Raw genomic sequence first — 12,083 nt, 5'->3', positions numbered from 1 at the left:
ACGGTACTTCGTCGGATGCGGGGCCGCCGGTGCGCTCTGCGAGGCGCCGCCGATGGCCTCTGTAGCCTGGCCTCGGTTGTACATCGGGGGGAGTTGGCTGTGGGAAACATGCTGTCCGTGGCCGTTGGGGCCGGTTTCGGGCTCATAGGGGTCGTGTTCGGTTCTTGGTTCACTGCGCGCCGTCAGGACCGGATGTGGCTGCGCGAACAGAAGCTCAAAGCCGGGATCGGCTTCAACACGGCTGTAGTTCAGCTACTCGACTTCCTGAAGGAAACCCAGCTGGCTGAAGACGGTCCCGGAGCCAACGAGTTGGCGAACCGGATGCAGGAAGCGCGGTCAGCCCTCTACCTGCTCTGCGCCAGTGACACCGTCGACCTCGCCGACGCTCTCGCGCGTCGGGTCTGGAGCACCCGGCCCACCGACGGCAGGGACGATCGCAAGGCCGAGTTCCGAGAGACGTTGGACCTCCTGCATCGCTTCACCCAGCAGCTCAGGCAAGAGATAGCCAGATCGTAGGCTCGACGCGATCGATGACGTCGGCGAGGTGGCTGCGGACAGCGGAGGAAACCGCGGCCGGCCGAGGAGACGTCGCTGGTCAGGGCAACCCATAGACGGCCGGCCGCGGGGTCTTGCGGGGATCAGCCCAGGCGCTCGACCAGGGCCTGGTACTCGTCCCACAGTTCCTTCGGCGTGTGGTCACCGAAGGTGTTGAGGTGGTCGGGGACGAGCGCCGCCTCCTCCCGCCACACCTCCTTGTCGACGGTCAGCAGGAAGTCCAGGTCGGAGGAGGACAGGTCCAGTCCGGCCGTGTCCAGCGCGGACGCCGTCGGCAGGATGCCGATCGGGGTCTCCACACCCTCCGCCTTGCCGTCCAGCCGCTCCACGATCCACTTCAGGACGCGGCTGTTCTCACCGAAGCCCGGCCAGACGAACTTGCCCTGGTCGTCCTTGCGGAACCAGTTGACGTAGTAGATCTTCGGCAGCTTCGACTGGTCCTTGTCCTTGGCCACGTCGATCCAGTGGGCCATGTAGTCGCCCATGTTGTAGCCGCAGAACGGCAGCATCGCGAACGGGTCGCGACGCAGTTCGCCGACCTTGCCCTCGGCCGCCGCCGTCTTCTCGGACGCCACGTTCGCGCCGAGGAAGACACCGTGGTTCCAGTCGAAGGACTCCGTCACCAGCGGTACCGCCGTGGCGCGGCGCCCACCGAAGAGGATCGCCGAGATCGGCACCCCCTTGGGGTCCTCCCACTCGGGCGCGATGATCGGGCACTGCGCCGCGGGCACCGTGAAGCGGGCGTTGGGGTGGGCGGCCGGGGTCTCGGACGCCGGCGTCCACTCGTTGCCCTTCCAGTCCGTGAGGTGCTCCGGGGTCTCCTGCGTCATCCCCTCCCACCAGATGTCGCCGTCGTCCGTCAGCGCGACGTTGGTGAAGACCGAGTTGCCCCAGAGCGTCTTCATCGCGTTGGCGTTGGTGTGCTCGCCGGTGCCGGGGGCGACGCCGAAGAACCCGGCCTCGGGGTTGATCGCGTAGAGCCGGCCGTCCTCGCCGAACCGCATCCACGCGATGTCGTCGCCGATCGTCTCGACCGTCCAGCCGGAGATCGTCGGCTCCAGCATCGCGAGGTTCGTCTTGCCGCACGCCGACGGGAACGCCGCCGCCACGTACTTCGACTCACCCTGCGGGGGCGTGAGCTTGAGGATCAGCATGTGCTCCGCGAGCCAGCCCTCGTCGCGGGCCATGACGGAGGCGATGCGCAGGGCGTAGCACTTCTTGCCCAGCAGCGCGTTGCCGCCGTAGCCGGAGCCGTACGACCAGATCTCGCGGCTCTCCGGGAAGTGGGAGATGTACTTGGTGCTGTTGCAGGGCCAGGGGACGTCCGCCTGGCCGGGCTCCAGCGGGGCGCCGAGGGTGTGCACGGCCTTCACGAAGAAGCCCTCGGAGCCCAGCTCGTCCAGCACCGGCTGCCCCATGCGCGTCATCGTGCGCATCGAGACGGCGACGTACGCGGAGTCCGTGATCTCGACGCCGATCGCGGAGAGCGGCGAGCCGAGGGGGCCCATGCAGAACGGGACGACGTACATCGTCCGGCCGCGCATCGAGCCGCGGAACAGGCCCTTCTCACCCTGGAAGACGTCCCGCATCTCGGCGGGGGCCTTCCAGTGGTTGGTCGGACCCGCGTCCTCCTCCTTCTCCGAGCAGATGAACGTACGGTCCTCGACCCGGGCGACATCGGTCGGGTCGGAGGCCGCGTAGTAGGAGTTCGGGCGTTTGATGGCGTCGAGTTTCCGGAAGGTGCCCTTCTCGACGAGCTCCTCGCACAGGCGCTCGTACTCGGCCTCGGATCCGTCACACCAGACCACGTTGTCCGGCTGGGTCAGTTCGGCGATCTCGTTCACCCAGGAGATCAGTTCTCGGTGGGTGGTGGGGACGGTTGACGGGGGAGCCGCGATGTCGCGCGCCACGATTGCTCCTAAATGAGGGATTTTTTGTTGGAGGCCCCGTGGGGGCTGCGGCCCGGATGCTTCACGGGTTGGATCTTTGGGCGCTCATCCGGTGCCGACCGCACTCATTTGATCATCCGACGAGAGTGCCCATATGTCCAGAGGGCCTCACGCGTGAGCACAGTGAGCATCGCCACTCATACGTTCCGCTCGCGAGGTTTCCGTGGGTCACCACTCCTTCACCGTGGGTGTCCGGGGATTCGCCCGGGTATCCCCGATCCGGCGTTCGCGTGAGAGGATGGCCACTTCCGGGCGCTCGAACGGCCCGCACCGCCCCGCAAGTTACGGCTCCGTAGGTACGATGCCGGACATGACTGCGCCCGTCCCCGACGCGCCCACGGAGACGCCGGCCGACCGCCGCCGTCCGGACGCGCGTTCCTTGCCGCACCAGATCGCCCACCAGATCAGTCACCAGATCTCGGACGAACTCCATGAGATAAAGCCCAAGCTGCGCGGCTGGCTGCACCTCGGCATGTTCCCGGCCGCGCTCGTCGCCGGCCTGGTGCTCACCGCGCTCGCGGACTCGACCCGGGGGCGCATCGCCTGCGGCATCTACGCCCTCACGGCCTGCCTGCTGTTCGGAGTGAGCGCGCTGTACCACCGGGGCAACTGGAGTCCCCGCATGGACGGCATCCTGCGCCGGCTCGACCACGCGAACATCTTCCTGATCATCGCGGGTACCTACACGCCCCTGACCATGCTGCTCCTGCCCGGGGCCAAGGGACAGTGGCTGCTGTGGGGCATCTGGGGCGCGGCGCTCGCGGGGATCGCCTTCCGGGTCTTCTGGGTCGGCGCCCCGCGGTGGCTCTACACGCCCTGCTACATCGCGATGGGCTGGGCCGCGGTCTTCTTCCTGCCCGACTTCATGCGTACCGGCGGCATCGCCGTCCTGGTCCTCGTGGTGGTCGGCGGCCTCCTCTACAGCGCCGGCGGTGTGATCTACGGCATCAAGAAGCCGAACCCCTCCCCGAGGTGGTTCGGCTTCCACGAGGTCTTCCACTCGCTGACGCTCGCCGCGTTCGTGGTGCACTACGTCGGCATCTCACTGGTGGCGTACCAGCACGCGTAGCGGATCGGACGAACAGGTGCGCGTGGCGGATCGGGCCACGCCCGCTCCTGCTCCGCGCTCCCTCCTCGACGGCCACGGCTTCCCGCCGTGGCCGTTTCGCCGGAGGCCGGTGCCCGAGAATGAGCCGTATGAGCCCCGCGCGCACGACTCCCCCCACCGAGGGCCCCCAGCTGGGACTCCGTGAACGGAAGAAGATCAAGACCCGGACGGCGATCCGCGACGCGACCTACGCCTTGATCAAGGAACAGGGCTACGACGCCACCACGATCGAGCAGATCGCGGACCGCGCCGAGGTCTCGCCGTCCACGGTCTTCCGCTACTTCCCCACCAAGGAGGACATCGTCGTCACCGACGAGTACGACCCGGTCCTCCTGGCGGAACTCGCCGGGCGGCCGGTGGACGAGCCATGGGTCGACTCACTGCGGCACGTCACGAGGAAGGCCCTCCGCTTCGGGCTGGAGCGGGAGCCGGAGATCACCCGGCTGCGGGCCCGTCTGATGGTCACCGTCCCCGCGGTACGGGGCCGCATGGTGGAGAGCATGGCCGTCACCGGCCGGCAGATCGCCGAGGCCGTCTCCACCCGCACCGGCCTCCACCGGGACAGCCTGGAGGTGCGGGTCTTCACGATGTCCCTCGTCGGCGGACTCGCGGAGATCACCCTCTACTGGGCCGAGAACGACTTCCGCGACGACCCCGCCGACCTCGTCGACCGTGCCCTCGCCGTCCTGGAACACGGCCTCGCTCCCCAAAAACCCTGAGGTCACCCGCCCTCCGCCATGCCATCCTGACCAGGTGAACGGTCCCGAGATCCACGTCGAAGTCGCTCCCGAGCTGGCCCTGTTCGTGCCGCACCACCGCCGCGGGGGCGCGACCGCCCTCGCCACGGACGGAGTCTCCACGCTCGGCCATGTCGTCGAGTCGCTGGGCGTCCCGCTGACGGAGGTCGGGGCGCTGGTCGTGGACGGCCGTGAGGTGCCGGTGTCGCATGTGCCGGCGGCCGGCGAGTCCGTCACCGTACGCCCGGTCGAGCGCCCCCAGCGGGTGCCGGGCGCCCCGCTCCGCTTCCTCCTGGACGTCCACCTCGGCACGCTCGCGCGGCGGCTCCGGCTGCTGGGCGTCGACACGGCGTACGAGTCGACCGACATCGGCGACCCGGCGCTCGCCACGCGGTCCGCCGCCGAGCGGCGTGTGATGCTCAGCCGCGACCGGGGGCTGCTGCGGCGGCGGGAGCTGTGGGCGGGGGCGTACGTCTACAGCACACAGCCGGACGAGCAACTGAGCGACGTACTGGACCGTTTCGCGCCTGAGCTGCGGCCGTGGACCCGCTGCACCGCCTGCAACGGACTGCTGAGGCCGGCCACGAAGGAAGAGGTCGCCGACCGCCTGGAGCACGGCACGCAGCGGTCGTACGACGTGTTCGCGCAGTGCGGCGACTGCGGGCGCGCGTACTGGAAGGGCGCGCACCACGAGCAGTTGGAGGCGATCGTGCGGGAGGCGTTGAGGACGCGTACCCAGGCGGGTTGAGTACGGAAGCCGATCACAGGGGCTCGCAGGGCCCGTTGAATCGGGGCATGAACACCGGATCCCCGACCACGGACGAGCCCGCCCCCGGCAGCGCGCCGCACCCCGCCGCCCAGGACCCCCACCGACCATCAGCCTGTGGGCGGGCCTGGGCCTCGTCCTTGGGGAGGGCTGCTCGACCGTCCCCGACGGTGTGCTCCAGCCCTCTTCGTCAGCGGGGTGTGAGGACCATTTCCTTGGCTCGGCGGTACTCCTCGTCGGTGATGTCGCCCTTGGCCCGGATCTCGGAGAGCTTGGCGAGTTGCTCCGCCTCGTCGGCGGGGCCGGCGGTGCCGACGGTGTCGCGGACGTACTGGTCCGTCTCCCGCAGTTTGGCCCGGACGTGGTCCTGTTCACGCCGGCCCATGTCCTTGCCCCGGGCGACGACGTAGACGAAGACGCCGAGGAACGGCAGGACGAGCGCGAAGACCAGCCAGCCCGTCTTGGCCCAGCCGCTCAGTCCGTCGTCCCGGAAGATGTCGACGACCACGCGGAACAGCAGGAAGATCCACATGACCCACAGGAAGATCCACATGATCGTCCAGAAGGCCCCCAGGAGGGGGAAGTCGTAGGCCAGGTTCACGGTGCTTTCCATGGGTTCTCCTGTCGTGTGCGTACGCCTTCGGGAGCGCCGGCGTCAGCTTGGGGCCGGGCCCGGCGTCAGCTTGGGGTCGGTGCCGATCGGCTGTGGGCGGGCGGGTGCCGCTCCGGGCCGGAGGCCGCCGCGAGCATGCCGAGGATGATCAGTACGAGGACGACGATGCCGAGGATGAGTGCCACCGCGCCGGGGGTGGGGTAGTTCCACAGCACCAGGGCGAGCGCGCCGCCGCCGATGGCGATACCGGTGGTCCACTTGACATGGGTGGCCAGCCAGCGGCCGGCCTCGCCGGTGCGCAGACCGCGGCGCGCCATGGCCCGCCCGGTGGCACCGGTCCCCTTCGCCGCCGTCCCTCTGACCCACCGGGCAGGGCGCGAGGGGCCGTAGAGGTACGCGGCCAACGCCGTGATCACCGCGATGACCAGGACCGTGACGGTGCTGTTCTTGAGGAAGCGGACGAAGGTGTCGTAGATGTCGGCCGCGGCGTTCCTCGGCAGGACGTTCGACGGGACGGAGTCCAGATAGACCGACCGCATCACGGCGAGGCCGACGAGCAGCAGGATCATCATGATCCCGATGCCGATCGCCGTCGCCATCAGGGCCACGCGGTGCCTGGGCGCGCTCCAGATGGCGAGCGCCGACAGGACGAGCACCAGGACGGGGAGCCAGGTGCCGACCACGTCCAGCAGGCGCATGGCGTCCTGGGCCTCGTTCAGTTTGTCGGTCTTCAGCAGGGTGACCTTCTTGTCGACGTCGGGGATCTTCGACGCCTGATCGAATCCCGCGTTCACCAGCTCTTGCTTGACCTCGTCGATGAGGGTGCCGATATTCAGGTCGATGCTGTCGTTGCCGGCCTGGATCGCGCTGTCGCCCTCGCCGGTGAGGACCTTGACCACGGCGGCGTGGGCCCGCCGGTTGGCGTTGTCCCACACCTCGGCGAACCGGTCGCTGGTCACCACCCTGTTCACGACGGAGTGCACGGCCGAGCTGAGCGCGCTCTTCAGCGGTCCGGTCAGCGCGTCGGCGCCCTGGACCACCTGGGGCGGCGCCCCTTCCTTCTGCAGGGTCCGTCCGATGGCGTCGGTGAAGGCGGCGACGTCGACGCTGTCGACCACACGCTTGGTGAGCCGGTCGGTCACGGTGTTCTGGACGGAGGGTTTCGTCGCGATCGGGGCGACGGTCTGGACGTACCGGTCGGTGTCCGACACCTCCGAGTCCACCCAGGCGGCGACCACGGCGAGCGGCGCCAACAGGAAGGCCACGAGCAGCAGTACGGAGGTGGCCGCGTACCGCAGACGCCGGTGGCGCCCGTGGGCGGCCTTGCGCAGGCGTTCGTACTCGTCACGTTCCGCAGTACTCAACGAAGGTTCGCCGGTCGGACGGCCGGCACCTTCGGAAGCCGATGAAGAGCCACCGGAAGCAGCCATGGAACTCCCCTTGGCGGACGGGCACTCGGCTGAGTGCAGGGCAGGGGTGGGTGGGGGTGGGGGTGACGGTGAGGAGGACGGTGGGTCGCGGAGACGGGGGAGGAGGGGCAGGAGGCAGGAGGCAGGAGGCAGGAGGAGGACGGCAGGTGCGTGCAGGTGAGGGGGCTGTGCTCTCGACTGTCGGCGGCTTCGTCGTCGGCGGCGGTCGCTGCGGCGGGCTGAGTCGGCCGGCCCGGCGGTGGCGGGCGGGCCGGGCGCGTCGGCCGGGCTAACCGGTCGGGGCCGTGCCGGGCGAGCCGGTCGCGGGGCGGTGTCCCAGGCCGGTCGGGGGTGCTGTCTCAGGCCTCTTCCAGGGCCTCGCCGAACTCGCGCAGCATCCGGCCGTGATGACTGTGGGCGAGTTGGTGTCCTACGGCCAGGACCAGCGCCACCGGCCACTCGATGATCTCGCAGGCCGCCAGGACGCCGACGCCGGCCAGGAAGGCGAGTTGGTCGGGTGGGAGCAGTTCGATGCGGGCACCGAACACATCGAGTGTCACGGCGTGGTGGGTGACAGCGCGTTCCGCCGCACCGCTCGGTGTCGCCGCATCCGTGTCCGGGGCGCTGCGGGGGAGGGGGCGGGCCTCCTGTGGGGTGACGGTTGACGCGGTCATGGTTGCCATCCGATCCATCGTCGATCACGACCCATCGGCGATGTTTTTCGGCAGGTGTTTCCGGACTTGACCACTTTAGCCAGGCTGGTCGGGTGACGCATGGCGAGTGCCGTGGCCCCATGCCGGGCCTGCTCCGCCGCAGGTCACGCCGCCGATGGGGACCGATATGCGGATCCTGGCGGCGGGTGGTGCACTGGATGAGGGCGCCGCCGCGTCGGAGAAGAGCGACAGGGACACGCCGGGAACGCCGGACGCGGTGGGTGTGCCGGGGCGGAAACGCCGGATACGGCGAGGCGGGTGCCCGGGGGGTACGCGGGGGCACCCGGAAGCGGCATGACGGGGACGTCATCGCACCCCCGGGTACGCCCGGCCCACCCTCCCGAGCCCCAGCGCCAACCGGCGCTCTCGGCCTCGACCCTTCCCCAGGAGTTGCCGTGAGCAGCGAAAGCGACGCATTCGACGACATCGGCCCCGTCGACTACCTGGTGGTCGAGTACCCGGGCGGTCGCCCCACGGGCGAGGCCCTGCCGTACCTCGTCGACCTGGTCGACCGTGGGCTGATCCGCATCCTCGACCTCGTCTTCGTCCGCAAGGGCGAGGACGGTTCCGTGGCGGCGGTCGACATCGTCGATCTGAGCCGGGACACGGACACGGGCCTCACGGCGTTCGAGGGCGCGACCTCGGGACTCCTTGGTCAGGACGACATCGAAGAGGCCGGGCAGGCGATCGGGGCCGGCAGCACGGCCGCGATCCTGATGTACGAGAACCGCTGGGCCGCGCCCTTCGCCCGAGCGCTGCGGCACAACGGCGCCCGTTTGGTGGCCGTCGGAAGGATTCCCGTCCAGGACCTCGTCGCGGCGCTGGACTCGGTGGAAGCCGACGCAGAGGCCGAGGCCGAGGGCAGGGCCGAGACCGGGGCCGGCACCGGTTCGTGACCGTACGCAGAGCACAGCAGGAGGTGCCGATCATGCCAGGTCTCATTCGCGGCGTAGCCCGCACCGCCGTCGTCGCGGGCACCGCGACGGCGGTGTCGAACCGTGTGTCCCGGCGTCAGGCGGGCCGGTGGGCCCAGCAGGACGCCCAGGAATACGCACCTCGGCCAGCCCCCGCTCCGTACGCGACGCAGGAGGCTCCCCAACCCGCTCCCCAACCCGCGACCCGGTCCTCGACGCTGTCCTCGGCGGACAAGATCGACCAGTTGAAGGAGTTGGGTGACCTCAAAGCGCAAGGGGTGCTGACCGAGGAGGAGTTCGAGGACCAGAAGCGCGCCGTTCTCAGCGGGTGACGACCGGTCATGGACGGACTTCAGATTCTTCCGCTCGCCATCACCATGATGGTCGGGCCGCAGATCATCTCGGCCATCATCTTCGTGACCACGCCGAGAGCGGTACAGGTGTCCCTGGGGTTCCTGGCCGGCATCACCCTCGCGACGACGGCGGGCGTGGCCGTCATGATGGGCCTCGCGGCCGCCCTCGACAACGTCGTCGACTTCGGTGACCCCTCCGACAACGGTTCCGTCGGCCACATCATCCAGTACGTGCTGGTGGCGCTCCTGGCCGCGGCCGCGCTGAAGAACTGGATCAAACGGGAGAGCGTCGAACCGCCGAAGTGGCTCGGCACGTTGATGAACGCGGACCCGCGCAAGGGGTTCAAGGTCGGGCTGATGGTCATCCTGGTGATGCCGTCCGACCTCGTGATCATGATGACCGTGGGCGTCAACCTGATCCACTCCCACGCGTCGTTCGTCGCGGCGTTGCCGTTCATCGGCCTGACCATTCTCGTCGCGGCGCTACCGCTGCTGATCAGGATGCTGTTCGGCCATCACGCGGAAGGGGCCATGCCCAAGATCCGCGACTGGACGAACACGCACAGCTGGCTCGTGAACATCATCGTGTGCGTGGTCTTCATCATCCTGATCCTCGCTTGACACCGGTGGACCACGCTCAAGTGACAGAGTGACAGGGAGACACACCATGGCTCAGACGACACATCCACGCCGGTCCCCGTCCCGGTCCCACCAGCGCTCCGCGTCATGGGCCGGCGGGCTGGTGGCGTTCGGCGCGGTCATGCTGATGATCGGGGGCACGCTCGACGTGCTGCGCGGCATCGTGGCCATCGCCGACGACGACATCATCGTCAACACCCCGAACTACGTGTTCAAGTTCGACACGACCGGATGGGGCTGGATCCATCTGCTGCTCGGCGCCCTGGCCGTGGTGGTCGGCGCCAGCCTCTTCAACGGCCGGACCTGGGCCCGCGCGGTCGGGGTCCTGCTCGCGGGCCTGCTCCTGATCACCAGCTTCCTGACCCTCCCGTACTACCCGGTCTGGTCGCTCGTCCTGATCGCGGTCTACGGCTTCATCATCTGGGCCCTGTGCACGGTGCAGCCGCGGGGACGGTGAGGGGCCGGGGCGTCCGGGTGCTCACTTCTTCCGACGCCGGTCCGCCCGCTTCTTCGGCGAGTTCGCGCAAAGGGAGGAACCCCAGCCGACGCGCGGCTGGGGTTCACACCGTGATCACCGTGGATCGGGCGGGTCAGCGCTGCAGGGTGAGCAGGCCCGGCCGGTACGGCAGTTTCAGGTAGTCGGGGTCATTCGCGTTGGGGTCCCTGCCCTGGTAGAGGAACTGCAGGTTGCAGGGGTCGATGGTCATGGTCTGGTCCGGGTTGTTGCGGACCAGGTCACCGTGGCTGATGTCGTTGGTCCAGGTGGCGCCGCTGTTGGCCTTGCCCGCGAAGGGGCTGCTCTCGCTGCCGGCCTGAACGGTCCACGGACCGTCCAGGCTGGAGGCGGTGAACGAGCGGAAGTAGCGCCCGTTCGCACCCTTCGCCTCGACGATCATGAGGTACTGGTTCTGGCCCTGGACCTTGTAGACCTCCACCGCCTCGAACAGCTTGTCCTCCGTGTCGCTCATGACCGTCGTGTACGACGTGCCGAAGCTGCTCGGGAAGTTGCCGATCGGCATGGTCGACTTGAAGATGCTGCCCGCGTCATTGGCGAAGAACAGGTACATGTTCTGGCCGTCGCCGATGATGGTCGGGTCGATCGGGCCGCCGACGGGGAGGTCGCCGTTGAACAGCTCCTGCGGCGCGGACCAGCCGTTGGGGTTGGTGGGGTCGCTGGACGTGCGGTAGGTGAATTTCCAGTTGGTGCCCCACCCGTTGGATATCAGCACCCAGATGTTCTTGGGCGCGAAGTAGAACAGCCTGGGCGCCACCGCGAGCTGGTTCATCTGGGTCTGGCCGGCCGAGGCCATGTCGGACCAGTTCGTGAAGGGACTGACCATCATCGAGCGCCATCCCGCTGACGTGGCGTTCGTCGCGTAGACCAGGTGCTTGCCCTGGTACGTCACGGTGGTGAAGTCCTTCAGCGAGTACCACCCGTTCGCCGGCTGCGCCAGCGGACCTGTCGAGGCCCACCGGTACGTCGACGGAAGAGGACACGAGTTGGTCGCGCCGGACAGGCCGGTCCACTTCTGGTTGTCGGCGCCGGTGCAGTTCCACAGCTGCACCGCCGTGCCGTTGGCCGTACCGAAGCCCGACACGTCCAGGCACAGCCCGGACTCCACGGCGACGACCGTGCCGTCGGCGTTCACCCGCCACTGCTGGTTCGTACCGCCGTTGCAGGACCAGATCACCGGTCGCGTCCCGGCCGTGGTGGCGTGGCCCGGGACGTCCAGGCACTTGTTGCCGTAGACGGTCAGCTGGTTGTTGTCCGTCAGCGTCCACTGCTGGTTGGTCCCGCCGTGGCAGTCCCAGATCTGCACGTTCGTGCCCTCGGTCTGGCTGGCGCCCGACACATCGAGACACCGGCCGGAAGCAACGCCGCGCACGGCGCTGGTGGTGGCTGCCTGAGCGGGGCTGGCGACGAGAACCGCCGCCAAGGCGGCCAGGGCCGCGACCGTGGCGGCGAGCACCGCAGACGGGCGTCTGGGGCTGAAACTACGTCTGTGCATGCGGCCTCGTCATCCTCTGCGCTAGCGGTTCCGGTCGGTCCTCGGCGGGCTCCGGAACCGAAGGGGTGCGGCACTGGCATGTTCGTGATATCGAACAAAGGTCGGGGTGTCGATCGAACTGGATCTTATGGTTCCGGTGAACCGCGTCAATACCTCGCGCAAAATTCGCGATCCGGAATGTCGGACTGACTTCTGGTCATGGCGGACCCGTTCGGGCGGCTGCTGTGGACCTCCCCCCTCGTGGCGTCCACCTGGGCGCCGGATTGCGTGGTGACGATGCTCGGCGTGCCGCGTTCGGGGCCGACTGGGACGCGGCCG

General features: G+C 68.8%; 13 protein-coding genes. 8 read left to right on the top strand and 5 right to left on the bottom strand.

The window, feature by feature from the left end; genetic code table 11:
- Nucleotides 1-99 precede the first annotated feature (99 nt).
- Nucleotides 100-516, top strand: coding sequence for a hypothetical protein (locus SMA5143A_RS14995; protein ID WP_107463417.1), 417 nt, complete (start codon nt 100-102; stop codon nt 514-516).
- A 122-nt stretch (nt 517-638) separates the two neighbouring features.
- Here SMA5143A_RS14995 and SMA5143A_RS14990 read toward each other — a convergent pair whose 3' ends face one another.
- On the bottom strand, nt 639-2,465 hold the full coding sequence (locus tag SMA5143A_RS14990; protein WP_107463416.1) for a phosphoenolpyruvate carboxykinase (GTP): 1,827 nt from the start codon (nt 2,463-2,465) through the stop codon (nt 639-641).
- Between the two features lie 349 nt (nt 2,466-2,814).
- Between SMA5143A_RS14990 and trhA the strand changes: the two genes are divergently transcribed.
- The 3 genes from trhA (at nt 2,815) to SMA5143A_RS14975 (ending at nt 5,097) form a co-directional block, all read left to right on the top strand.
- Nucleotides 2,815-3,573 (top strand): PAQR family membrane homeostasis protein TrhA, encoded by a 759-nt coding sequence (gene trhA / locus SMA5143A_RS14985; protein ID WP_375136488.1) that lies wholly within the window; start codon nt 2,815-2,817, stop codon nt 3,571-3,573.
- Between the two features lie 128 nt (nt 3,574-3,701).
- A complete protein-coding gene (locus SMA5143A_RS14980; RefSeq protein WP_107463414.1) occupies nt 3,702-4,331 on the top strand; it encodes a TetR/AcrR family transcriptional regulator in 630 nt (209 codons plus the stop codon).
- Between the two features lie 34 nt (nt 4,332-4,365).
- Nucleotides 4,366-5,097: a Mut7-C RNAse domain-containing protein gene (locus tag SMA5143A_RS14975; RefSeq protein ID WP_107463413.1), complete on the top strand. Its 732-nt coding sequence runs from the start codon at nt 4,366-4,368 to the stop codon at nt 5,095-5,097.
- 208 nt (nt 5,098-5,305) lie between these two features.
- Here SMA5143A_RS14975 and SMA5143A_RS14970 read toward each other — a convergent pair whose 3' ends face one another.
- From SMA5143A_RS14970 to SMA5143A_RS14960, 3 genes are all read right to left on the bottom strand, one after another.
- Nucleotides 5,306-5,728, bottom strand: coding sequence for an SHOCT domain-containing protein (locus tag SMA5143A_RS14970; protein ID WP_107463412.1), 423 nt, complete (start codon nt 5,726-5,728; stop codon nt 5,306-5,308).
- Between the two features lie 65 nt (nt 5,729-5,793).
- Nucleotides 5,794-7,092 carry a hypothetical protein gene (locus tag SMA5143A_RS14965; RefSeq protein ID WP_107463411.1) on the bottom strand — a complete coding sequence of 433 codons (1,299 nt, stop codon included), beginning with the start codon at nt 7,090-7,092 and terminating at the stop codon, nt 5,794-5,796.
- A 404-nt stretch (nt 7,093-7,496) separates the two neighbouring features.
- Nucleotides 7,497-7,820: a hypothetical protein gene (locus tag SMA5143A_RS14960; protein WP_146193906.1), complete on the bottom strand. Its 324-nt coding sequence runs from the start codon at nt 7,818-7,820 to the stop codon at nt 7,497-7,499.
- A 425-nt stretch (nt 7,821-8,245) separates the two neighbouring features.
- Here SMA5143A_RS14960 and SMA5143A_RS43465 point away from each other — a divergent pair, with 425 nt between their 5' ends.
- The 4 genes from SMA5143A_RS43465 to SMA5143A_RS14940 are packed head-to-tail and all read left to right on the top strand — an operon-like array spanning nt 8,246 to nt 10,213.
- Entirely contained in the window at nt 8,246-8,746 is a 501-nt protein-coding gene (locus SMA5143A_RS43465) for a DUF6325 family protein (protein WP_258193534.1), read from the top strand.
- A gap of 32 nt (nt 8,747-8,778) precedes the next feature.
- A complete protein-coding gene (locus SMA5143A_RS14950) occupies nt 8,779-9,096 on the top strand; it encodes an SHOCT domain-containing protein (protein ID WP_107463409.1) in 318 nt (105 codons plus the stop codon).
- A 9-nt stretch (nt 9,097-9,105) separates the two neighbouring features.
- Nucleotides 9,106-9,738, top strand: coding sequence for a GAP family protein (locus SMA5143A_RS14945; RefSeq protein WP_107463408.1), 633 nt, complete (start codon nt 9,106-9,108; stop codon nt 9,736-9,738).
- Nucleotides 9,739-9,784: 46 nt separating this feature from the next.
- Nucleotides 9,785-10,213, top strand: a complete 429-nt coding sequence (locus SMA5143A_RS14940) for a DUF7144 family membrane protein (RefSeq protein WP_107463407.1) — start codon at nt 9,785-9,787, stop codon at nt 10,211-10,213.
- A gap of 133 nt (nt 10,214-10,346) precedes the next feature.
- On the opposite strand, the gene SMA5143A_RS14935 is transcribed toward SMA5143A_RS14940, so the two are convergent.
- Nucleotides 10,347-11,765 carry a non-reducing end alpha-L-arabinofuranosidase family hydrolase gene (locus SMA5143A_RS14935; RefSeq protein WP_107463406.1) on the bottom strand — a complete coding sequence of 473 codons (1,419 nt, stop codon included), beginning with the start codon at nt 11,763-11,765 and terminating at the stop codon, nt 10,347-10,349.
- Nucleotides 11,766-12,083 lie beyond the last annotated feature (318 nt).

This window comes from Streptomyces sp. MA5143a (assembly GCF_900290235.1).
Lineage (GTDB): Bacteria > Actinomycetota > Actinomycetes > Streptomycetales > Streptomycetaceae > Streptomyces.
The sequence above is the reverse complement of the archived record's forward strand: the minus strand, read 5'-3'. Positions and strand labels throughout refer to the sequence as shown.

What these genes read in the sequence shown, in the direction of transcription:
- trhA (WP_375136488.1), top strand. Translation starts at nt 2,815, where the DNA reads ATGACTGCGCCCGTCCCCGACGCGCCCACGGAGACGCCGGCCGACCGC.
- SMA5143A_RS14980 (WP_107463414.1), top strand. Translation starts at nt 3,702, where the DNA reads ATGAGCCCCGCGCGCACGACTCCCCCCACCGAGGGCCCCCAGCTGGGA.
- SMA5143A_RS14970 (WP_107463412.1), bottom strand. Translation starts at nt 5,728, where the DNA reads ATGGAAAGCACCGTGAACCTGGCCTACGACTTCCCCCTCCTGGGGGCC.
- SMA5143A_RS14960 (WP_146193906.1), bottom strand. Translation starts at nt 7,820, where the DNA reads ATGGCAACCATGACCGCGTCAACCGTCACCCCACAGGAGGCCCGCCCC.
- SMA5143A_RS14950 (WP_107463409.1), top strand. Translation starts at nt 8,779, where the DNA reads ATGCCAGGTCTCATTCGCGGCGTAGCCCGCACCGCCGTCGTCGCGGGC.
- SMA5143A_RS14945 (WP_107463408.1), top strand. Translation starts at nt 9,106, where the DNA reads ATGGACGGACTTCAGATTCTTCCGCTCGCCATCACCATGATGGTCGGG.
- SMA5143A_RS14940 (WP_107463407.1), top strand. Translation starts at nt 9,785, where the DNA reads ATGGCTCAGACGACACATCCACGCCGGTCCCCGTCCCGGTCCCACCAG.
- SMA5143A_RS14935 (WP_107463406.1), bottom strand. Translation starts at nt 11,765, where the DNA reads ATGCACAGACGTAGTTTCAGCCCCAGACGCCCGTCTGCGGTGCTCGCC.